Below are 20,968 nucleotides of genomic sequence, written 5' to 3'. Positions count from 1 at the left end.
TCAGGCGCGGGGTTGCTGTTGGACACGCTGGAGGGACCGATCCGACAGGCCCTGCTTGGCTGGGCTCTGGACAGCGGCGTCTTCGATCTCTGCGAGACATTTATCCTGCCCGACGCACTGGCACGGCGCATGGATCTGCCTCCGCCACAGCTTCTGCTGACGCTTCGGGCACTGGTCGCGGCTGATTTCATGCAGACCGACGGCGGCAGGTTTCGCACCGCCCCTGACATCCTGCCTTTCGTTGCCAAGGACAGCCCGAGAAACATGGTTGCGACCCTGAGGTCTATGGCAGACATGCGCCACGCCGGGCTGAACGATATCGGCACCCTCATTGCCAGCGCCACCCATGGTGGCAACACTCGCCTGTTCGACGATACGCATTGGGACGCCAGTTACCTTTCTCTCGCAGCGTTTCATCGCTCCGTTGCCGCAGATGCGATGATTCCCTGCTTGACCAGTCTGCCGGAGTGGCCTGATACGCAAAACCTGCTGGAAATCGGTCCTGGTTCAGCGGTGTTGGCTCGCAGGCTGCTGGCATTGCGACCCGATCTCTCCATTACACTGTTTGACCTTCCACCGGTGATAGAGAGGATCGCAGAGGAGGCTGCCGATCTGCCTCTTTCCCTGGTTCCTGGAAGTTACAATGGTGCTCTCCCTGGGAAATGCTTCGACGTCATCTGGTGTTCGATGACACTCTACTTCCATGATCAAGGTCTGCCCGCGTTAATTTGCCGGTTGGCAGAACACCTTGCCCCCGGCGGAGTGTTGCTCAGCTTTCATGAAGCGCTGACCGATGATCGCACGGCCCCACCTGAACATGTGATCGGCCGATTGATGCCAGGATTGCGCCAGCGCGATGTCTCCTTCGCAGAAGGGGAAATCGCCGAGGCTATGACTGCCGCTGGCCTGCGGCGCCCGAGTTCCGACAGGCTCTCCACTCCCTTCGGTCGCTTCCGATTGGACGCCGCCCGCAAGGAGGCCTGATATGCGCATTCTCTGCCTGTTTTTGCTCCTTCTCCCGGTCCGCACCCTCAGTGATGAGATCACGCTCTCTGGTCCTCCGATCTGGGAGAGTGCTCCATTGATCGCACTGGCCGAAACTCAGCCGGTCGATGGGGTCAGTTTCACCTTCCGACCTTGGACCACCCCCGAGGAACTGCGCAAGTGGCTCATGGCGGACGAGCCTCTAATGGCAATCGCCCCGGCACCCGTGGCGGCAATCTTCGCGGCGAACGGGCTAAACCTGAAGATCGTTTCGACCACAATCACCGAGGGCAGTTTGTCGATCGTCGGCCGCGGCGCGCCGATCGAACGGCTCGAGGACCTCTCCGGTACGACGCTCGCCCTGCCTTTTAAGGGCTATCTGCCCGATCTGTTGATGCACCGAATAGCAGCGCCGGGGCCGGAAAGCTGGACCCCGTTCTATACAGGCAGCCTTGTGGCCGGAATGCAGCTCGTCTTAGCCGGGCGTGCCGATACCGCTCTGCTGGCCGAGCCAATGGCAACGCTGGCGCTGGCGCAGGACCCTAGCCTAACCCGGCGCGCCGATCTGTGCGCGCTCTGGCGAGGGGCGACGGCGCTCGTCGATTGCCCCCCCGCCGGCGTGGTGATCGTGAACCGCGCGTTCGATGGTAGGCCAGAGGTTATTGCTGCTTACGGCGCTGCGTTTGCCAAGCTCGCCACCGAGCCGAGCACGGCTGCTGCCCTGCTCGATCTGCATTTCCCGAACATGAGGCAGGCAGCCCAAGGCTTTTCCCGGATCGAACCGCATAGCCTACCTATGCCCGAAAATGCGGCTGTGCTGTCCGGCTTCTACGGTGAACTCCTTACGGTCGAACCAGCCGCGATCGGCGGTGCCCTTCCCAACTCCACGCTCTACGGGCCGTGATGCAGCGCATCGCCTTCCTGACTGGGTTAGCCAGTCTTGGCTTGATCTGGTCACTGGCGGCGCGCAACAGCCTGCCAGCCATTCTGCCGGGCCCTTTGGCCGTGGCTGCAGCACTTTGGACGCTCCTCACGGAGCCCTCATTTTGGACTGACACGCTGCTGCCCAGCCTTGGTCGGGCAGCAGCGGGGCTCGCATCAGCGTTCGCCCTCGGAGCTCCACTTGGATTGGCAGGCTGGCGCTGGCCCGTAATCTCGGCCCTGGCGGCACCGTTACGACTGATCCTGATGGGAATGCCCGCCCCGATCCTCGCGATCCTGTTCATCCTGTGGTTCGATGGCGGCCCCCTCACTGTCATCCTCACCGTCGCGGTTCTGTTGCTACCAGTGTTCCAGATCGCCGTCGCCGAGGGCACGGGCAATATCGACTCGCATCTGGCCGAAATGGCGCGCGTCTTCCGCGTACCGTTGATGAGACAGTTACACCGAATCGCCCTACCTGCCGTATGGACCGCCCTTGGCCCGGCCTTGCGGATCGCTGTGGCTAATGCCCTGCGCGTTACCCTGCTGACAGAACTGCTTTCAGGGGCCGAGGGTCTCGGAGCGGCGGTGCAACGCGCACAGAGCTGGCTTCAAACCGACCGCCTTTTTGCGCTCGTGATCCTGATCCTTGCGCTGATCGGCCTCGCAGACACCGGGCTAGGCCTTTTGCTGCGTGAAAGGCCACGCCCATGATTCTCTTCGCTGCCGAAGATGCCAGCTTGCATTACGCGGGTAGTCCGAACCCAACCTTCCGGAACGTGACTCTGCGCATCAAAGCTAGAGAAAATCTGCGTCTATGCGGACCAAGTGGCGCCGGAAAGACCAGCCTGATGCGGTTGATCGCCGGGTTGGAGGCCCCGACTTCGGGCAAAATCACCGCTCACGCGTGCCGCATCGGCTATTGTTTTTCCGAACCCCGGCTCCTGGCAAATCTGTCGGTCTTGGAGAACCTTCTCTTCGTCGCGCCCGGATTCGAAGCAGAGGCTGAGGATCTGTTGCGCTGTGTCGAGATGGAAGCGTTTCGCGACAACCCAGCTCGCAACCTATCAAAAGGGCAAGCCCAACGGATAGCATTGCTTCGCGCGCTTATCGTTCGGCCAGATATCGTGCTTCTGGATGAGGCGCTCGGTGGGCTAGACCTGCCGGCATGGCAGCATAGCCGCGAATTGGTCATCGAACGCCGCGCAACATATCCTTTCGCGCTTGTTGAAATTAGCCACGATCCGACACGCCTGGTGGCACCCCATGGCAGGACTATAACCCTCACATGAAACAATGCGCTATCGCGTGGTTGGCGAATAGCGCTGCTGCAGCCCGTCGAGTACCAGATCTCGCTTACGTTCCCACCAGGGCCGCGCACCACCTTGCATCACCGTGATCATGCCGCCGATCTGTTCGGCATGATCGGGCAAAGCACAGGCCTCTCGCCGCCATTGCGCAACCATGGCCTCCATCCGGGTACCTTGTTGCCTATCGGCTTGTCCAAGCGCGTGCCAGCCGAGGAAACAATCTCCCACCAGATCGACCAGCGTGTCGATCGCCAGCACCGCGTCCTCCAGCAAGAAGCCATGAGCCTGCAGCCGGGACACCGCCTCGGCAAAGGCACGGATCCCGGATTGCGGCATAATCTCCATTGTGCGAAACGCCTCGGCCAGCCCTGGATGGCGCTGATAAAGCTCCCAGATGGCATCTGTCAGCTTAATCAACTCAACACGCCAGTCTGCGCCCGTTGGGCTGCGCCAATCGAGCTCGGCAATCGCCATCTCCGCAGCCAGAGCTACAATGGCATCCCGGTTTCGGACATGCCGATAGAGAGAGGAATGATCGACCCCAAGATGTGCAGCCAAGGCTGTCACAGTGGCCTTATCAAGCCCGACTTCAAGCGCCGCCCCGGCAATCTGTTCACGCGATAGGCGTGCGGGGCGTCCCCGCCCGCGCCGCCGGGATTCAGTTTTACTGGCATCGCTGGAATTTGGCATGGCTTGGTTTTAGGGCAATCGCGCAGACATCGCCAGATGTCAGCCGTCCAGTGTCCACTCCGCCGCCTTCGCGCGATGGCTCCATAGCTGCGCATAAAGACCCCGCTCCTCCAGCAGCGCCTGGTGCTCTCCCTGTTCGACGATCCTGCCCTCGTCCAAAACAAGGATCTGGTCGGCGGACTGGATGGTCGAAAGCTTATGCGCCACCACGATCAGCGTGCGCCCTTCTACCAGCCGCGCCAGCGCTGTCTGGATGGCGCGCTCATTGGTCGGGTCGATGGCCGCTGTCGCCTCATCCATCAGCACAATGGGGGCATCCTTCAGGATGGCGCGCGCGATAGAAATCCGCTGCCGCTCACCGCCCGAAAGCGCATCCCCGCCTTCACCCACCTGGGTGTCGTAGCCCCGCGGCAGGCGAGAGATGAAGTCATGCGCCTGCGCGGCACGGGCCGCCGCCTCGATCTCTGCCTCGGTGGCTCCAGCTTTGCCCACGGCGATGTTGTCTCGGATCGTGCCCGAGAACAGATAGACATCCTGAAACACCATAGTCACGAGATTGGAAAGCCCGGCCTCGCCGATCCACGCCACATCAGCCCCTCCGATAGTGATGCGCCCGCTGCCTGCGTCCCAGAAGCGCGGGATCAGGTTCAGGATTGTGCTCTTGCCAGAACCGGACGGCCCGACGATGGCCGTCATGGAACGTTCCGGCACGGTGAAGGAAATGTCGTGTAGCACCACCTCGCCCGGGCGATAGCCGAACCCGACGCGGTCGAAACTGACCTCGAAACCCGATGGCGCGGCATCGGCGACCTCCGGCAGGTCGGGGGCGGACAGGATGCGATCCATGCGGATCAGCGAGGCATCGGCCATGCGCACAGCTTCCATCACGCCCAGAAGCGACAGCAGCGGCGCATACATGGAAAAAAGGAGCAGGAGCGCCGTGATGGCAGTGCCCGTCTCCATCGTATTGAAACGTCCGCCAACCACCCAGATCACCAGCGGCGCCCCCAGCATGACGATCATACCGAAAAGCGCCATGGGCAGCGTCAGTTGCGCGACCATGCGGATGGAGATATCCCGGAAATCGTCGATCGCCTTGCGAAAGCTCTCCTGTCCCTGCGCCACCTGGTTGAAGGCGCGGATCACCCCCATGCCCTGCACGAATTCGATCATCCGCGCGCCGGCCTCGGCCTGCATGTCCTGCCGCTGGATGCCCAATTTCGACAGCTGCCGCGAGGTGCCGAAGAACACCGGCAACGCCACGAGGACCGAGGTCGCCGTGGCCAGCGCCACCACCCAGTCCCGTGTGAGCAGCACAAGGAAGATCGCCACCGGCAGACCAAGCGCCTGCGAGATGCGCGGCAGCCCGTCGGAGAAGAAGCTCTCCAGCATCTGCATGTCAGAAGTCAGAACCGTCACCGTATCGCCCCGGTGCCGCGTCTGATGAAACCCGAGCGGCAGGTGGCGCAGCTTTTCGAGGATGCGCAGCCGCAGATGCCCGGCCACCTCGTAGGACGACAGCCAGGAGGCACGGACCGAGAGATAGCCGAAGAGGATCTGCCCGAGAAGCGACAGCGCCATCAAACCGGCCGACTGCCATATCCAGGCCGCGGTCAGCGCCCGGCCCTCGGCCAGGCCGGTCACCACCCAGACCATCACACCAAAGCTCAGGCCCAGCATCATGCTTTGCAGGAACCGAAACAGCACGCCGCGCGCCACCCGCCCCTTGAGCGGTCCGGCCAGATGCCAAGCGCGTTTAAGGCTTTCCATATCCGATCGGCTTTCGGGCACTGCGACCCTGTCTTCCACCATGCTCATTGGGCTGCCTCCGCTGCCTGATTGCCGCGCAGCGAGATTGCCTGAGCCGCCGTGTAATCTGCCCAGAGCCGGGCATAGAGCCCGCCCTGTGCAACCAGGTCCCCATGCCGCCCGGTCTCGGCCAATCGCCCCTGATCCAGCACAACGATCCGGTCGGCTCCCATGATCGTGTGCAGCCGATGCGCCACCACGATCAGCGTGCGGTCCCTGGCCAGCTCGCTCAGCGCCTCCTGGATGGCTGCCTCGCTGTCGGGGTCGGCGAAGGCCGTGGCCTCATCCAGCACGATGACTGGCGCGTTCTTCAGGATGGCCCTGGCAATGGCGAGGCGTTGGCGCTCCCCACCGGAGAGCGCCGCACCGCCTTCGCCCAGCTTCGTCTCATAGCCATCGGGCAGCGCAGTAATGAACGCGTGCGCACGTGCGGCGCGGGCAGCGGCATGAAGCTCTGCTTCGGTCGCGCCGGCTTTGCCCAGGCGGAGGTTCTCGGCAATCGTACCACTGAACAGGAAGGTGTCCTGGAACACGAAGGCCACTTCCTCCATCAACTGGTCGATCCCGATGTCACGGATATCCGTGCCGCCTAGGGTGATCCGCCCCTCCCATACGTCGTGTAGCCGCGGGATCAGACTGGCCAGCGTGCTCTTGCCCGACCCGGAGGGACCGACCAGTGCCGTGACCGCGCCGTCCCCGGCAGTGAAACTGACGTCATGGATCACCTCATGGGCGTCATACCCAAAGCGCACGTTCTCAAACTTGACCTCGCGGTTCGGCAGTTCGATCCGTTTCCCGGTATCGGTCTGGGTCTGGGTGCCCAACACGTCTTCAATCAGCGTCGACGCCATCGAGATATGCGCCATATTGTGGAAGAGATTGAACAGCTTGAGCAGCGGCTGACTGTAATTCGCTCCAAGGATGACGAAGAAAGCCAGCCCCGTCAGATTCAGCGTGCCGCTGCGCATCAACAGCATGCCAACAGGCAGGATCACGCAGATGTTGGCCACCACCAGCGTATAGAACAGCGCTCCGCGCGGCACGAACTGGCGCCCCATCTCCGTCTCTATCGCCGCGTAGTCGCGCACCGCAGTAGCGGCCTCACCAAGGCTTTCGCCGCTGCGGTTGAAGATCTTGATGACCGCCATCCCGGCCAAATACTCCACAATCGCGCCATTCATGCGCTCACCGGCGGCCTGATATTGCCCGACCATCCGCGAGGTGCGTCCCATGGCGGACAGCATCAGGCCGAACGCCACGGGTGCGAGGACGATAGCCGCCAGCGCCATGCGCCAGTCGACGGCAAACAGCCAGATCGTCACAGCCAGCCAAGTGCCGATGGCCGACACACCTTCAGGCAGCCCATGCGCAACGAGGATCTCCAGCCGCTCCGGCTCATCCACGATCAGCTTTTTCGCACCGCCGGACCGCCGCCCCGCGAACCAGCCCATCGGAAGCCGCGCAAGATGACGCGCCATGGCCAGCCGCAACGCATGTATCAGCCGGAAGGCGGCGACATGGCTCAGCCCCAAGGCCAGTCCCATAAGAAGATACCCCGCGATCACCGCCGCCAGGGCAATCAGCGCGTAGCTCGCGAAGAGTCCTGCAGAGGCGGTCCCGTCAATCAGCGCAATCACCAATCGCCAGACGACCCAGATCGGCACCAACTCCAGCACCACGGCGCCGGTCGCCAGGAACGCCGACAACACGAGAAGCGGCTTTGCACCCTCCCCGTACCGCATCAGGAGTTTCAGGCTGGCAAAGAAGTCAGGCCGCTCTGGCACTTCGCTTCCAGCCGACCGCTCGACGTTTTCAGACACTGCCATCCGGCGCCCCCAATAACTGAGTGAATGAGTCGAAAACAATCAGTAGCGGTACGCAAATTATTTTGCAACACTATGTTTCAATTTATACGAATGTATCAAATTCGATCTGTGCGAGTGCCATCCGTCGCGCAACGATGGGAAGCAGCAGCCTGGAAAACAGCGCCGGTGCCAGCCAGCCCTGCAGCCGCATGGAACGCTCACTGGTTGGCACATATTGTCCAGCAATACGCCGGGAACCGGCCTGAACCCTGGTCACAGCCGGACGCAGTCGGCGTTCGTAGGATGCAAATGCAATCTGGGGCGCTTGGTCGGCGAGCTCTTCTGCCAGCACCACAGCCCCGGCCACCGCCAGCGAGGTACCCTGTCCGGACAGGAACGTCGGGCACCAAGCCGCATCCCCCAACAGTGCCACCCGCCCTTTCGACCAGCACGGCATTTCGATCTGGGACACGGTATCGACAAAACAGCCTTCCCAATAGGCACAGTCGCCCAAAGCGCTGGCGACCGGTTCGGCCCAGCCGCCGAACACCTCAAATATCCGCTTTTGCCGTTCCGCAGCGTTCAACCGCTGTTCGTCCGTATCGCGCCAGCAGAACAGCGTGGCCGCCTCGCCGTTCGGAAGGGCGTAGAGCGTGGCGTGGCGATCGACATCCGCCATCCCGACCACCGATGCCTTCAGCGGTTTGGTTGGGCGGCAATGCCAGGCGGCAATCCGATAGCCAAGGTTGCGGACAGAATCGGCGCTATCACCGAAGACCAGCCGCCGCACGCCGGAGCGATAGCCATCCGCGCCGATGACTGCATCGTATCGCTCTTCGCTGCCATCGCTGAGCGCAACGGAAACACCGCCAGCATCCTGCTCCAACGCACTCACACTGAGCTGGAAGCGGATGTCGATGTCCTTCGCCGTCCCGATCAGCACGTCCTGCAAAGCATCGCGCATAATCATCAGCATTCGCCCGTTCATCGCTGACGCGATCCGGCGATAGTCATAGCGAAAGTGCTCACGTCCATCGGCATAGAGATAGCGCGCCTCGCCAAGAGGCACGGCCTGCGCCTGCAAGGCAGGCAGCAGCCCCAACTGTTCCACCGCGCGGTGGCCGCTGCCGTGAAGCCCCACCGCGAAACCGTCGCGCCGATCCGCCGAGGCTCTGTCGACAAGGTGCGTTACAATCCCATGCCTTCGGAGAGCAAGGGCGAGCGCCACCCCTGCCGGCCCGGCACCCTGAACGAGGACACGCATTGCTCAGAACCTCTGGGTCAAGCGGATACCGATCTCGCGCCCGCGTCCGAGCTGATACACATCGCCCAACCCGTAGCTGCTGGCGTCAAAGCCATAGGAGGCATAGGTCTCGTCCGTCAGGTTCGTGGCATAGAGATCCAGAACAGCACCGTTGCTCATTTCCCAGGCGAGCCCGGCATCAACCAGCCAATACCCGTCCTGACCGATACTGTTGGCCTCGTCGAACCAGATATCTCCCTGATAGCTGAGCCCCAACCGAGGGATCAGACGGCCACGCCCTGCCCCCAGTTCATGCGTGTAATCGACCGCCAGCCGCGCCGTAAACTCCGGCGCATAGGGAACATCATTCCCCTGATAGGAAAGACCCGGCGTCGCACTGCTGTCATAATCGGTAAAACGCGACTCTCCCCACGTAGCGCCACCGCTCAGCCCCCAAGGCCCCTGGTTGATCCGTAGGGTCGCATCAATACCCTTGGCTGTCACCTCGCCCACGTTTTGAAGGTATTGCGCCGGGGCCGTACCCACGAACATCTGGTAGTCTTCCGTCACGCTGTAATAGGCTGCGACGGAGGCTTCGATCGTGCCATTGTTCGACCGGTACTTCAGGCCCGCCTCGCCGTTCCAAGTCGTCGCGGGGTCATAGGTATATGCGATATTCGCAGGGGTCAGCGTGCGCGTAAACCCGCCCGCCTTAAATCCACTGCTCACGATCCCGTACGCCTGCCACTCCGGTGTAATTGAATAACTCAGCCCGAGCTTCGGAGAAAACGCGTTCCAATCATCGCTGCCCCGCATGGTGACTACGCCAGTCGCGGTTGCATCGGTGGTCTCAAAATCCCAGCGTGCCCCGGCAACAACATCCAGCCGGTCCGTGGCATGCCAGGTCAGATCCCCGAAGGCTGCATAGCTTTCGGTCTTCTGCGTCGTCGTCGAACCGTAGGCTTCACGGCGGAATTCGGAATTCGAATAGAACAAGCCCGCCACATACTCGACAGGTCCACCTGTCGCGGAGGAAAGCCGGAATTCCTGCGTCAGGGTTTCCTGCCATTCCGGGGTGTATGAGCCAAAAATCGTCCGATCGAGGAACCGGTCCTGGTAACCCGTGAGCGAGGAAAATGTCGCCCAGCCGAGATCGTAATCAACCGTGAGACCGAAGCTATTGGTATCATGCGAATATTTCGAAGGAAACGGCACCGCTTGTCGGGCCGCCAGCGCCGTGCCCATGACGAACTGTTCCTCGCTGGACTCCACTTCGTTGCGCGCCGCACTGAATGTGATGTCGAGCGGACTACCCTCGGGCGCATAACGCAGTCGCAGCTGCGCGCGATCTTCGACGGTGCCGCCCACATCCTCTCCCGTGCCCATAACCTGAAGGTCATCCCCCGCGTCGTTGCGGGCCAGTGAAAAGTCGGCCCAGAGACCCTCCGCCAATTGCAGTTCCCCGCGCAGTTGCGCCTGATAGCTTTCCTCGGAACCGCCGAGTGAATAGGAGAAGCGATCACCCTCACCCGGCTTCAGGGTGGTCACATTGATCACACCACCGACTGCGCCACGCCCGTAGAGGCTACCTTGCGGTCCATAGAGGACTTCAGCGCTTTCCAGAGCGCCGGGGAACATCTGCGCAAGAACCGCCGGATCCTGCGGCAGCCCGTCGACATAGACCTGCACCGACGGGCTGTAATAATCCAGCGAGGACTGGCCACGGAGGGTGAAGTTCGAATAGACCCGGGATGACCGTGTATCGACCGCAAGCCCCGGAAAGACACGATCAAGATCCGCCACCGTCTGGACCCCGCGCCCGCTCAATTCCGACGCATCGGCTTGCGCGACGGTGCCCGGAAAGCTCAGCGCATCCTGAGGCCGCTTGGCTCCCACGATATAGATCGTTCCGAGTTCGAACACGTCGTCGTTCGAGGTTTCCTGAGCGGTCAGAGGCGCTGCGCCGAAGGTCAGCGCCGCAACACAGATCGTATTGAATAGGCTGCGATTCATTCGGCTATCTCCACATTGTTCAAAGAAATTTCAGGGGGCAAAGGCTTGCCCATACAGCGCCGAACCAGCGGCAGGGCGCAGAAAAGCAATGCCACGGCCCCACCGAAGACAGGCGCATAACCCAAGTGCTGCGCAATCTGTCCGGCCAGAATCCCAATGATTACAGCGAGTCCGGCGTCGAGGCTCTGCAACAGTGCAAAATCGGTTGCAACCTGGTCCGGCGCACACCAGTTCATCATCTCGGCATAAAGAGCCACGAAGGAAATCGCCGTCAGCGCAGACAGGCTAAGCTGAAGTGTTGCCAGCCCCCAGAGAGCACCGGGCGCAACCGCCCAGATTGCAAGCCCTACGCAACAAGCCCCCACACCGAGCCCCGCCGACAGCAGCACGGAACGGGTGCCGAAACGTCGGCACATAAGCGTACCGGCGACTGCGGCTATCAGGCCGGTGATCATGCCGCCCGCACCGCGCAACCAACCAATCGCGTCCAGCGAAAAACCGGCATCCACAAGCATGGGGCCGGTCATCGCCGCACCGAGCCGCACCGCACTTTGCCACAGCAGAAGAAAACCGACCCCGCGTATTAAAGTCCGGTTCTTGAGGCTGTGGCGCAACGATGGCCGCTTCGTCGTGCCTTCAGGACGTTCGATCCGTAACGCGCGCACCGGGAGCGTAAGCAACAGCATGGCAACCGCTAGAAAGACCATCGAGAGCTCCCATCCTGCCCGAGCGTAGACCCAGAGCCACAAGCCACCGCCGATCAGGAAGCCGGCATAGCCCCCGACCGTGCTCGCGCCACTGGCAAGAGATCGCGTTTGGCGGGTGGTGGCATGCACACCGGCGGCATCGGTCGCGATGTCCTGTGTCGCGGCCAAAAGCGCCATCACGAAGACCACTGGCAACAGCGCCGCAAGTTGCGTCGTAGGCGCGAATGCCGCGCCGATTACATAGCTCAGTGCCAACAGGCCCTGACACATCAAGATCCATCGGCGCGGAGTGGAAAAACGATCAACCAGTGGGGACCAGAACACCTTGAGTACCCAGGGCAAAAACAACAACGACAACAAACCAATCCGGTCTAGCGCTACCCCGGCGTCACGTAAAACCACGGGCAAGGCACTTTGGACCATGCTGCCGGTGATGGATTGCGCGGCGTAGAGCCCGACGAGAGCAAAAGCAGGCATCCAAACAGTTCGCCTTGATGATATTGAGACTTGCACGTCCTTGGACCGACCTTGGATTCGTTGTGTTTTCAGGGGCGTATACCGAAATACAAAAGTTGACTATTGTGATCGGGTATTCTGATAATGGGATCAGACTTTTATTTTTGGAGAGCACTAGAATGGGCTTTCAGATTGAAACGCGCCAACTCGCCCATGCAGAACCGCATGAGGTGGCGGTTCTGGGGCCGCAGCCGCTGACACCATCTCCCAGCGGTGAACCGGAAAGCGGCAGTTATCGTATCCTCGGCGCGCGCAAGGGGCTGACGATCTCCTTGTTCGACATGGAGATCAATGCCAACACAGATACTAACATGCATACGGCTCCCTGTGTCGCACTTAACATTCTGTTCGAAGCCACCGGCACCGGCTGGATCACCGAAGGAGACGCGCAATACGGCCCGATCCCGTTTCGCCCCGGCTTCTACTGCATGATCGCGCCTGAAGGCGCATCCGGGCAGGACCGGCTGAAATCCTCTTCGCGATTTCGTGGTATCGACATCAGGCTTTCGCCCCCCTTGTGGAGAGCTCTGGGCGGCCCGCAGTCCGTTGAGGCCCTTGGCTCGGCACATCCCTATTCGACTGCTGTAAGTCCTTCGGTCTGGACCGGCATATTACCCATGCCGCCACGTCTGATGACCAACGCGCAGGCATTGTTCCAATCGGGCATGTCCGGCACCGCCGATCTCACCGTGGAAGCCCGATCGCTCGACATCATCGACCAAGCGATCCGCGCGCTTGCTGCTCAATCTGCTCCGACGGCAATACTCACGCGCGACAAAAGAGCTGTACAAAGAGTTATCGCCTTGATGGATAGCGATCTGAGTCGAAGCTGGACGGTTCCCGAACTCGCCATAGCGGCAGGCATTTCCCATAACCGCCTGAAACGGAGCTTTCGCGCCGAGACCGGATATGCAGTCTATGGGTTTTTGCAAGAACGCCGTTTGAGCGAAGCCCGCAAGCTCTTGATTGAAGGCGACAGCACCGTTACGGACGCCGCGCTGATCGTTGGGTATGACAGCATGAGTCATTTCACGACCCTCTTTCGACGGCGCTTCGGCCAAACACCTTCAGAGATGCTGCGCTTGTCGAAACCCCCGCTCGATACGGGAAAACACGCATAAGCCCGAACCGCGCCAGCGCTTCATCCTGCGGCTCGGCTTCGACCGAGCCCCACGGACAGCAACAAAGCCATCGATCCGGTCCCGAGAGCGACCCCCAAAACGCCTCCATACCCAATCTGAGCGGCCATGGGCGCACCTGCGGACATGGCCGCAATCGCGGCGAATTGTCCGGACGTAAACTGCAGGGTAAAATCCGTGGCAGCGCTTTGCGGCGCGGCGCGGTCCATCATCATGGCTGCCATCACAACCGAGACCGGATTATAGCAAAGGAAATATACAATCGCACCCATCGCCGCTGCTTGGGTCATACCCCAGGCCGGCAAAAGAAGCACAGTGATCCCGATGATCTGAAAGCCCACCCCCAGAACCAGCGCGTCGCGACGACTGAAACGGTACATCAGCCATCCACTGATCAGGGCTGCGACGAGGCCAGCAATGGAGCCGAGCACATTCACCACTAAGCCGATTCGCGCTGGCCCCCATCCCTGATCTACCAAAAGCGGCATCAGAACAGCATAAGCCATTCCGCTTGATGCCGAAACGAGCAGAATTATCCCCAACCAGCACCTCTGCCCTGGCTGCCACCAGAACACCATCATCCTGCGATAGAGCTTACCCGTCGCATCCCCGGATCGCCGCCAGGCGGGCTCCTCGAATCCAATAAGCTGCACCGCAGAAATGGCTGTGAGGGCAGCGAGCAGTGTCAAACAGCCTGCCCAACCGATCTGAGGATAGAGCATCAGAATCAGACCGCCGCCCACCATATTGCCCGCTAGACCACCAGCGATCTGCAATCCGTTCCCCAAACCACGACGGGTCTCCGGCAGGAGACGGCATGCCAGTCCGTCCACGGCGATGTCCTGAGTCGCAGCCAGTAAGGCCACGGCAAGACAGAGCGCATAGACAAGCGGAAAATCGTCGATCACATCGAACCTACCAATTGCTAGCAACAGCAAGACCAAAAGTCCCTGCGTCAACAGGAGCCAGCCGCGAAAATGGCCGCCTCGACCTATCGTGAAGCGATCTATCATCGGCGCCCAGAGTAGTTTGAGCGGCCAGATCAACCCGAGCATGTAGACCAGCCCCAATGTGTCGAGCTCGGCTCCCTCGCTCCGGAGGATTGCCACCAGAGCGACCACGAAAAAGTTCAGGCCGAGATATTGCGTCGAATAGAGGCTTGCGAGAAGAGCCCATTGACGCATGCCTAAGACATTGGCGCTGCCTTCGCACCCCAGATCATCCGCCATGTTCAGAACCTGTGCATCACGCCAACGGTCACTGTGCGTCCACGGGCGATCCCCCCATAACTTGTACCGCTGCCAGGTGCATAGTAGCCGTAAAGCTCGATCTGCTCATCCAGCAAATTCTCCGCGGCGACATAAAACTCAGTTTGCCCTTGCGTCAGCCCCAGCCGCAAATCGAGCTTATGATAGGGATTAAGATCAAAATGGTTCTGTGGATCGGCTGGCCGGCTCCCGACAAAACTATAATCAAGCCGGGCGTCAAGGATAGGATTTGCAAACCCTAGAAGAGCTGGCACAGCCTGCCTGTAATTCGCCGAGAGATGAGCGGTCCAGGGCGCAACATCCGGCACCTTGTTGCCGGAATGCACATCCCCGTCGCCGATCCCGAGCACATTGGAGGTGATTTCAGCATCAATGTAACTCAGCCCGGCACCAATCGAAAACGAGGGGCTTGCATACCAAGTTCCCTGTAACTCTATGCCACGGCTCCGCGTATCAGCATTCAAGGCACTCACGACGTAAGTTGCCGAGTCATAGCTGAGCAAGTGATTATCTTCGACCCGATTGGCGAATACCGCACCACTCAACTCGAAGGCTCCGTCTGCGAAAGCGGTCGCGAAACCAACTTCAATAGAATCGTTCGTCGCGCCTCGATAGGGCTCGCTGTCGGCCGGCTGGGTTGCGTAGATATTGTAGCCCCCTGGCACATGACCGCGTGCGATTTTTGCATGGAGCCTGGTTTCCGGCGCGACATCCCATGACAGTCCAAGCTGCCCTGTCAGAAAGTCTTCACTGCGCGAGCGGTTCTCATACACAACCGAACCGCCGCCGTGATAGGCACCGTTATAACTGGACTGGGTCCAGGTTTGACGCAACCCAGCGCTGAGCTTCACATCGCTGCTGAGGGGAAAGGTCACATTACCATAAAGCGAATAGCGCTCGCTTTCGAAATCGCGGAACGTCGCGCTGGACGTCCCGTATGTATTGCGCGGTGTATCATAAGAACCATCGAAATGTTCAAAAGAGGCGCCGAGAACCCATTCAAACGGAGCTCCATCCGAAGACGCCCATCGAATGTCCTGATTGAAGACCATTTCTTGCGCCTCGTCGATATTCCAGAACTCTCCCGGCGCACCATAAAGTGCGCCATAGAGGATCCGGTCATACGCCGCGACCTCCGTATTTTTTCCTGTCAGGTAGGACGTGAGAGAGGTAATCCGGCTTTCCCCAAAATCATGGGTTACCTGAAGTGCTGTGCGATCAAGCGACTTTTCGACCTGATCATAGAGGTTCGGGGTTAGATCAAGCTCACCGTAACGATTATAGGGCTTGAGCATTATCAAATTGGGCAATGCCTCGATCTTCTGATGCTCATAGGTCAACAAAGCCGATGTTCCCTGTTGCCCCTCCCAAAGAAGCGAGCCACGAAACGCAAGCTCCTTCGGATCGCTTACCGGCTGGCCCGTCTGCCTGTTTTCCACCCAATGCTCACTGCCGGAATAACGCAGCGCCACCCGACCGCTCAGGCTTTCCGACAACGGACCACCCACGGCCCCCTCCAGAAGGTACTGCCCCTCTTGACCCATTTCACTGCGCAAATACCCTTCCAACGCACGGCTCGGCTTTGCAGTGATGACATTGACGGTCCCAGCCAAAGCTGCAGCAGCAGATTTCGTGCCCTGTGGCCCCTTCAGGATCTCGATCCGCTCCGCATCGAGCGTTCCCAGCGAGATATGCCGTGCACTCAACGGGCTGCCGTCCAATGTAAATGTTGCCGCACTGTCATCAAGGCTCATGGGATACATCGACCCTACACCGCGAATGTAGACGGTCGAGAGGTTCGTCCCACCCGAAGAGTTCACGCCAACCCCGGGGGTTGCCCGCAGAACATCCTCGAAGTTTTGCAAACGCCCCTGTTCGATATCTTCGCGCTCATGCACAGTGGAAGAACTCATAAGATCGTTCTGCCCCTCAATTGTAATCGGATCGAGCTGGATAACCCCAAGAAACTCGGACGTCTCCTGGTCTTGTGCGCGGCCCATCGCAGGAAAGAACGAGGTACTGCTGATCGTCAGGACTATCACGAAAGTATGCGGACAAGAGATAGGTCGTGTAGGCAAGCGCATGAGAATTTTCGGGCTCCAATAGCGTGAGATTACGCCAAACAGATCAGATCGCGGCTTGCCGCGCCGCCCGATTTCGATCAAACTCAATCCTGATTCAATCAATCAGGTATAGTTCAAAGTGGGGCAGGCTATGGGACATGCATTTAGGGAGGCAGATGGTTTCATTCCGGTTTCCAAGGCTTTACGTGACACCGATCTGTTCCACCCCACTCAGGGTCGTCAATGTCGAGCCGTCTTCCTCAAACTGCAGGACGGGGTTGACCTCCTTTACTGGGCTGGCCGCTTTCAAAGCGGCATGGAACTGCCGCTGAAAGACGACAGCGACCGTGTCAGCCTGAGCTTCACAACAAATCTCAAGGGCACTGCCTCGCGTAACTTCACTGACAAACCAGACGACCACCTGCCCGTGCGGTGTAACACGGGTTCAATAGAATATTGCCCGGGGCGCAGCGGCATTTACCGGCAAAAGGGATCTCTCGAAAACCTGACGCTCATGATCGACAATGACCTGTTCAGCCAATGGGTCGATGATCGCGATAACGAGCTCATTCACCTCGCCAAACATGGTGGTTCAAGCGGGGGATATCTCGGAGGAGAGTTGTCCGCTGTCATTCATCTGATCAACCAAGAGCTTGCGTTTCACGATCAGACCCAACCACCGCGACGCCATCCGCTTTGGTACCAGGCACAAGCGCTATCGGTCGTAGGATTATTTCTTGAGTGTCGGACAGATTTGCGGGTCGAAAGCGTTAACCCCGATTTGAGACGTAAGCTTTTGCGCGCGAGAGATTTGCTTCTAGCGGATTTGAGTGCCGCGCCCAGCATTCCGGCACTTGCGTTCGAGGCTGGTCTGAGCGCCCCCTCACTCACACGCGGATTCAAAAAACTCTTCGGCACGAGCCCCTATAAACTGTTCCAGCGAGAAAGAATGCACGCAGCGCACCATCGACTTTCGGTCGGCCGCGCGTCAGTAACCATGGTCGCGGCGGATCTCGGCTATGTCAATCTTAGCCATTTTTCGGCAGCTTTCCGCAAACAGTTTGGTATGTTGCCAAATGAGCTGCACCGAAAAGGATGAATGCATAGACCTGTGCCGAAGTGGTAAAAGAGATAGAGGCCCCAAGAGAGTGTAAGAATCGTGACCACAATAATCTTTTCAATCACAGCCGACATCGAACATGTCGGGAGAATTCAGCATCTCGTGACTGCAAAAACCGAGGAAGCAGCGCTACAGCGGCTCTCGCGCTCCTACCCCGAGCGCGAAATGACGGTGATCAAGCTGCTCAAAACTGAGTTCTCCGGGGTTCCTACCAATCGAAAGCGCCTTTCCGCGACCTACATGAAACGAGGTGACATCTCGCACTGACCGGCAAAATGGCGAGCCGAACGCCAACGTCTGATGCCCCTTATGCGGTCGGCCTCGTGAACACATAGACGACGCCAAAAGCCATCAGCCCGCCCACGGCAAGCATGAGCGGCCAGCCGGGGTGACTGCCCCGGACGAAGAGAATGAACCCTAGGACCGATCCCCCGAGCGACATCCATTTCGCTCGCATCGGGATTGCCCCACACTCACGCCAGTCTGTCAGCAGCGGGCCGAAGCGGCGATGCGACAGAAGCCACATTTCCAGGCGCTCCGAAGAGCGGGCGAAGCAGGCAGCCGCAACGATCAGGAAGGGCACTGTTGGCAGCACCGGCAGGAAGGCGCCGAGGAAGCCCAATCCTGTGAAGCCCAGCCCCAAGGCCAGGAAGATATGCCGCAGGACGGCTGCCCCGCCGCGTCTATCCGGTCGCATGGCGGAGCTCCCCGGCCTTACGGCGCATCAGGAAGGGGTCGTTCAGGAATGTGCCGAACGGCACGAAGGAAACGGCGGTGGTGCGCGCCCAATCCGATCCGCTCCAGCCACGCCCCCAGATCGCGGCAATCATCAGCGCGATATAGGCCAGGAAGGCATAACCGTGGATCGGGCCTGCAACCTGTACCCAGAGCGGATTGTCCAGCGCGTATTTGATCGGCATCGCCACGAGAAACAGCGCCAGGGTGGTGACACCCTCGATGAGAGCAGCGCCCCGAAAAACGCGAAACGTGAGTTCAGACAGGGCGGAACGCGGCCCCGGATCAGCTCTGGTCATGAAGAAGGTCCTTGGAGATATGTTCAGGACGGAACCCCATCCCGATGAGCCGCCCCATCAGGCGTGAGAGGATCGGAAAGCGCGCAATCATCCGCAAGAACCCCGGCGGGCGCGGCGCGGCCTCACCTTTGTCATTGCGCTTCCGACGCATCATCCGTTGCAGCCGCTGCGTGGCGCGGGTCGGAAACATTCGGCGAGCCTGCACCCGGGCCAGATCGGTCTCGGAAAGCACCCCGTCCCGCAATGGTCCGGAAAGGATATTCGCAGTCGCCACCGCGTCCTGGATGGCTAGGTTCACCCCGAACCCGCCCACCGGGGACATGGCATGGGCCGCATCGCCGATACAGAGCACACCGGGCGCCCACCAGCGTTTGAGCCGATCCATGCGGATCGAGAGCAGATGCACCTGATCCCAGTCGGCAATTTCCTCGAAGCGTTTCTCAGGCAGCGGCGCGAGGGCCGCAAGCGCGGCACGAAAGGCTGTCAGACCCGAGGCCTTCAAATCGTCGAAACCGCCTTTGCGGATCACATAGCCGCATTGCCAGAAGTCGCCCCGATCAATCAGCACCAGCCCCTGTTGCGGTCCGGCATGGCTCATGGCAGGCGCCGGATCGTCGGGTGATCGCGAAAGTCTGAACCAGATGACGTCAACGGCAGAGCCGAAATCCACCACCTCCAGCCCCGCCTGCTCGCGCACGACGGATTGCCGCCCGTCCGCCCCGATTACCAGTGGCACATGAATATCGCCCTCGTCGCCGGCGTCGTTTTCCCAATGAACACCGCAGATGCGGTCCCCTTCGCGCAGAAGCTCGACAATACGGTGCCCCATCAGCAGCTGGAAATTCGGAAGCTCTTCGCCTTTCCCGGCCAGGAAGTTCAGAAAATCCCATTGCGGCATGAAGGCGATGTAGCGACAGCTCAGCGGCAGATGCGAGAAATCTGCGATGGTCACCTGCCTGCCGCCCATCTCGGCATGCAGATCGGGGGCCTTCTGATGCGGCAGGGCCAGAAACTCTTCCAGCCAGTCCAACTCAGCCATGAGTTCAAGTGTCGCCGGGTGAATCGTGTCGCCGCGAAAATCCCGCAGGAAATCGGGATGCTTTTCCAGCACCGTCACACGCAGCCCCGCCCGCGCCAGCAGGAGCCCGGCCATCATGCCCGCCGGGCCGCCGCCCGCAATCACGCAGCTTTGTGACGCTTCCATATTTTCCCCTCCGTCGAATTAAGGAAACTTTAGGCCTCTGGCAGCAAAGCGTGGTTTTGCGGCATTAAACTGTTTGTGCTGGAAGCTTTCTGCGTCAGGCTATCGCGATACTACGGGCTTTGCCACGCCTTTATGAGGCATCCCCGAATGGCACGGTCGCAGGCAAATCGACCTGGAACTAATGCAGCCAGACTGCGGTCAGACCTTATCCGTCCAATCGGTAAGCGCTTTGGGATTGTCCCGCGCGCATGCAAAGCGCCGGTCTTGGGCGACTTTCAGGTTCTGCCAATCTGTCAATCGTGCTGCGGTTGCACGGCAGGCGTCATTCGATACATCAAAGGGTCGTTTCACGCGCAAATTGAGCAGCCGAAGACCAGCGTCTGAGCATGCTACACAGGCCTTGCGGAGCCTCAGTGTCGCGGCTGGAGACTGGGTCTCGCGCAATATTTCAAGCCAGGGGCCACGATATTCTCCGTCGGTTGGCACCATCGAGACTTGGGTGGCGAGGGAATAGACCTCGGCGTACTCGCCGACAAAGTCACTGTCCCCCTCAGTCACAGGCGGCGTAGTGAGCTCCAGAACCTCGTAGCACCCCAACAACCAGCGCAACATCACGTCCTGCTCATGTTGCAGCACCCCAGGCAGGCCAGAGAGACAGCTCACCGGCAGAGACGCCGTATCCAATATGCGCCATTCATGGGTGGCGGATGAGTAAAAAACGAGTAGAAAGCGCATGTACCCCTCGAAGGAAAGAAAATGTGGCTACCAGACGGGGGCTCAAAGTTATCTATGGCGCTTTTCTGTGTCTGACAAGTGCGGTGACGTCTACAACATCTGCCACTTCTGCAATTATCCATCTTGAAAGCAGAATCAAAGCGAATTGAATTATGAACCCCACGTGGAATACCGGCGACACGTTCCTGACAGACAGAGTATCAGTACCTTTGGGAACCAGTGCGAGCGTCGCTGTCAGTCTCGAAAAGATGTCAGATATAGCTTTCGCCACGATCAAGCGAGTCAATCCAAGAGCGGCAGTTGATGTATCGCGGTCGTGTCGCGAATGCTGTGGAAATTCCCTGGCGGCGCGCTCCGGGCATATGAAGAGTCGGTGTTTTAGGCTGCGAGGTCAAGGGGCATGGGTT

At 60.0% G+C, this 20,968-nt stretch carries 19 protein-coding genes; 7 read left to right on the top strand and 12 right to left on the bottom strand.

What is annotated here, in order from left to right:
* The first annotated feature begins 18 nt into the window (after positions 1 to 18).
* The 4 genes from BUB53_RS05690 to BUB53_RS05675 all read left to right on the top strand — a co-directional run bounded on the left by BUB53_RS05690 (position 19) and on the right by BUB53_RS05675 (position 3,197).
* Entirely contained in the window at positions 19 to 984 is a 966-nt protein-coding gene (locus tag BUB53_RS05690) for a class I SAM-dependent methyltransferase (protein ID WP_229709497.1), read from the top strand.
* Position 985: 1 nt separating this feature from the next.
* Complete coding sequence (locus tag BUB53_RS05685) at positions 986 to 1,888, top strand: substrate-binding domain-containing protein (protein WP_073033753.1); 903 nt, start codon at positions 986 to 988, stop codon at positions 1,886 to 1,888.
* Between the two features lie 224 nt (positions 1,889 to 2,112).
* Positions 2,113 to 2,619, top strand: a complete 507-nt coding sequence (locus BUB53_RS05680) for an ABC transporter permease (RefSeq protein WP_229709498.1) — start codon at positions 2,113 to 2,115, stop codon at positions 2,617 to 2,619.
* Positions 2,616 to 3,197: an ATP-binding cassette domain-containing protein gene (locus tag BUB53_RS05675; RefSeq protein WP_011747808.1), complete on the top strand. Its 582-nt coding sequence runs from the start codon at positions 2,616 to 2,618 to the stop codon at positions 3,195 to 3,197. The genes BUB53_RS05680 and BUB53_RS05675 overlap by 4 nt, the downstream gene beginning before the upstream one ends.
* 9 nt (positions 3,198 to 3,206) lie before the next feature.
* Here BUB53_RS05675 and BUB53_RS05670 read toward each other — a convergent pair whose 3' ends face one another.
* From BUB53_RS05670 to BUB53_RS05645, 6 genes are all read right to left on the bottom strand, one after another.
* Positions 3,207 to 3,905 carry a TetR/AcrR family transcriptional regulator gene (locus BUB53_RS05670; RefSeq protein ID WP_073033752.1) on the bottom strand — a complete coding sequence of 233 codons (699 nt, stop codon included), beginning with the start codon at positions 3,903 to 3,905 and terminating at the stop codon, positions 3,207 to 3,209.
* A 39-nt stretch (positions 3,906 to 3,944) separates the two neighbouring features.
* On the bottom strand, positions 3,945 to 5,723 hold the full coding sequence (locus BUB53_RS05665) for an ABC transporter ATP-binding protein (RefSeq protein ID WP_084728927.1): 1,779 nt from the start codon (positions 5,721 to 5,723) through the stop codon (positions 3,945 to 3,947).
* The gene (locus tag BUB53_RS05660) at positions 5,720 to 7,540 is read right to left on the bottom strand and encodes an ABC transporter ATP-binding protein (RefSeq protein ID WP_073033751.1); all 1,821 of its coding nucleotides are present in this window, start codon (positions 7,538 to 7,540) and stop codon (positions 5,720 to 5,722) included. Before BUB53_RS05660 ends, BUB53_RS05665 begins: the two co-directional genes overlap by 4 nt.
* 82 nt (positions 7,541 to 7,622) lie before the next feature.
* Entirely contained in the window at positions 7,623 to 8,783 is a 1,161-nt protein-coding gene (locus tag BUB53_RS05655; protein ID WP_073033750.1) for an FAD-dependent monooxygenase, read from the bottom strand.
* A gap of 3 nt (positions 8,784 to 8,786) precedes the next feature.
* On the bottom strand, positions 8,787 to 10,775 hold the full coding sequence (locus tag BUB53_RS05650) for a TonB-dependent receptor (protein ID WP_073033749.1): 1,989 nt from the start codon (positions 10,773 to 10,775) through the stop codon (positions 8,787 to 8,789).
* On the bottom strand, positions 10,772 to 11,959 hold the full coding sequence (locus tag BUB53_RS05645; RefSeq protein ID WP_073033748.1) for an MFS transporter: 1,188 nt from the start codon (positions 11,957 to 11,959) through the stop codon (positions 10,772 to 10,774). The genes BUB53_RS05650 and BUB53_RS05645 overlap by 4 nt, the downstream gene beginning before the upstream one ends.
* A gap of 158 nt (positions 11,960 to 12,117) precedes the next feature.
* On the opposite strand from BUB53_RS05645, the gene BUB53_RS05640 reads away from it, so the two are divergent.
* Positions 12,118 to 13,119 carry a helix-turn-helix transcriptional regulator gene (locus BUB53_RS05640; RefSeq protein WP_073033747.1) on the top strand — a complete coding sequence of 334 codons (1,002 nt, stop codon included), beginning with the start codon at positions 12,118 to 12,120 and terminating at the stop codon, positions 13,117 to 13,119.
* 20 nt (positions 13,120 to 13,139) lie between these two features.
* Here the strand turns inward: BUB53_RS05640 and BUB53_RS05635 are convergent, their stop codons facing one another.
* Together BUB53_RS05635 and BUB53_RS05630 are read right to left on the bottom strand one after the other, a co-directional pair.
* Positions 13,140 to 14,366 (bottom strand): MFS transporter, encoded by a 1,227-nt coding sequence (locus tag BUB53_RS05635; protein WP_073033746.1) that lies wholly within the window; start codon positions 14,364 to 14,366, stop codon positions 13,140 to 13,142.
* A 2-nt stretch (positions 14,367 to 14,368) separates the two neighbouring features.
* On the bottom strand, positions 14,369 to 16,570 hold the full coding sequence (locus tag BUB53_RS05630) for a TonB-dependent receptor (RefSeq protein WP_229709499.1): 2,202 nt from the start codon (positions 16,568 to 16,570) through the stop codon (positions 14,369 to 14,371).
* Between the two features lie 49 nt (positions 16,571 to 16,619).
* Between BUB53_RS05630 and BUB53_RS05625 the strand changes: the two genes are divergently transcribed.
* Positions 16,620 to 17,567 carry a helix-turn-helix transcriptional regulator gene (locus BUB53_RS05625; RefSeq protein WP_081465031.1) on the top strand — a complete coding sequence of 316 codons (948 nt, stop codon included), beginning with the start codon at positions 16,620 to 16,622 and terminating at the stop codon, positions 17,565 to 17,567.
* Between the two features lie 60 nt (positions 17,568 to 17,627).
* On the top strand, positions 17,628 to 17,855 hold the full coding sequence (locus tag BUB53_RS22405) for a hypothetical protein (protein ID WP_128492929.1): 228 nt from the start codon (positions 17,628 to 17,630) through the stop codon (positions 17,853 to 17,855).
* A gap of 40 nt (positions 17,856 to 17,895) precedes the next feature.
* Here the strand turns inward: BUB53_RS22405 and BUB53_RS05620 are convergent, their stop codons facing one another.
* From BUB53_RS05620 to BUB53_RS05605, 4 genes are all read right to left on the bottom strand, one after another.
* Positions 17,896 to 18,285 (bottom strand): YbaN family protein, encoded by a 390-nt coding sequence (locus tag BUB53_RS05620; protein ID WP_073033745.1) that lies wholly within the window; start codon positions 18,283 to 18,285, stop codon positions 17,896 to 17,898.
* The gene (locus BUB53_RS05615; RefSeq protein WP_011747820.1) at positions 18,272 to 18,622 is read right to left on the bottom strand and encodes a DUF3817 domain-containing protein; all 351 of its coding nucleotides are present in this window, start codon (positions 18,620 to 18,622) and stop codon (positions 18,272 to 18,274) included. Before BUB53_RS05615 ends, BUB53_RS05620 begins: the two co-directional genes overlap by 14 nt.
* The gene (locus BUB53_RS05610) at positions 18,609 to 19,826 is read right to left on the bottom strand and encodes an FAD-dependent oxidoreductase (RefSeq protein ID WP_073033744.1); all 1,218 of its coding nucleotides are present in this window, start codon (positions 19,824 to 19,826) and stop codon (positions 18,609 to 18,611) included. The genes BUB53_RS05615 and BUB53_RS05610 overlap by 14 nt, the downstream gene beginning before the upstream one ends.
* Positions 19,827 to 20,024: 198 nt before the next feature.
* Complete coding sequence (locus BUB53_RS05605) at positions 20,025 to 20,561, bottom strand: hypothetical protein (RefSeq protein ID WP_073033743.1); 537 nt, start codon at positions 20,559 to 20,561, stop codon at positions 20,025 to 20,027.
* Between the last annotated feature and the right edge of the window lie 407 nt (positions 20,562 to 20,968).

Origin of the sequence: Roseovarius pacificus (genome assembly GCF_900142665.1) — a bacterium.
GTDB lineage: Bacteria > Pseudomonadota > Alphaproteobacteria > Rhodobacterales > Rhodobacteraceae > Roseovarius > Roseovarius pacificus.
The sequence above is the reverse complement of the archived record's forward strand: the minus strand, read 5'-3'. Positions and strand labels throughout refer to the sequence as shown.

What these genes read in the sequence shown, in the direction of transcription:
- BUB53_RS05685 (WP_073033753.1), top strand. Translation starts at nt 986, where the DNA reads ATGCGCATTCTCTGCCTGTTTTTGCTCCTTCTCCCGGTCCGCACCCTC.
- BUB53_RS05675 (WP_011747808.1), top strand. Translation starts at nt 2,616, where the DNA reads ATGATTCTCTTCGCTGCCGAAGATGCCAGCTTGCATTACGCGGGTAGT.
- BUB53_RS05670 (WP_073033752.1), bottom strand. Translation starts at nt 3,905, where the DNA reads ATGCCAAATTCCAGCGATGCCAGTAAAACTGAATCCCGGCGGCGCGGG.
- BUB53_RS05665 (WP_084728927.1), bottom strand. Translation starts at nt 5,723, where the DNA reads ATGAGCATGGTGGAAGACAGGGTCGCAGTGCCCGAAAGCCGATCGGAT.
- BUB53_RS05660 (WP_073033751.1), bottom strand. Translation starts at nt 7,540, where the DNA reads ATGGCAGTGTCTGAAAACGTCGAGCGGTCGGCTGGAAGCGAAGTGCCA.
- BUB53_RS05655 (WP_073033750.1), bottom strand. Translation starts at nt 8,783, where the DNA reads ATGCGTGTCCTCGTTCAGGGTGCCGGGCCGGCAGGGGTGGCGCTCGCC.
- BUB53_RS05650 (WP_073033749.1), bottom strand. Translation starts at nt 10,775, where the DNA reads ATGAATCGCAGCCTATTCAATACGATCTGTGTTGCGGCGCTGACCTTC.
- BUB53_RS05645 (WP_073033748.1), bottom strand. Translation starts at nt 11,959, where the DNA reads ATGCCTGCTTTTGCTCTCGTCGGGCTCTACGCCGCGCAATCCATCACC.
- BUB53_RS05640 (WP_073033747.1), top strand. Translation starts at nt 12,118, where the DNA reads ATGGGCTTTCAGATTGAAACGCGCCAACTCGCCCATGCAGAACCGCAT.
- BUB53_RS05635 (WP_073033746.1), bottom strand. Translation starts at nt 14,366, where the DNA reads ATGGCGGATGATCTGGGGTGCGAAGGCAGCGCCAATGTCTTAGGCATG.
- BUB53_RS05625 (WP_081465031.1), top strand. Translation starts at nt 16,620, where the DNA reads ATGGGACATGCATTTAGGGAGGCAGATGGTTTCATTCCGGTTTCCAAG.
- BUB53_RS05620 (WP_073033745.1), bottom strand. Translation starts at nt 18,285, where the DNA reads ATGCGACCGGATAGACGCGGCGGGGCAGCCGTCCTGCGGCATATCTTC.
- BUB53_RS05615 (WP_011747820.1), bottom strand. Translation starts at nt 18,622, where the DNA reads ATGACCAGAGCTGATCCGGGGCCGCGTTCCGCCCTGTCTGAACTCACG.
- BUB53_RS05610 (WP_073033744.1), bottom strand. Translation starts at nt 19,826, where the DNA reads ATGGAAGCGTCACAAAGCTGCGTGATTGCGGGCGGCGGCCCGGCGGGC.
- BUB53_RS05605 (WP_073033743.1), bottom strand. Translation starts at nt 20,561, where the DNA reads ATGCGCTTTCTACTCGTTTTTTACTCATCCGCCACCCATGAATGGCGC.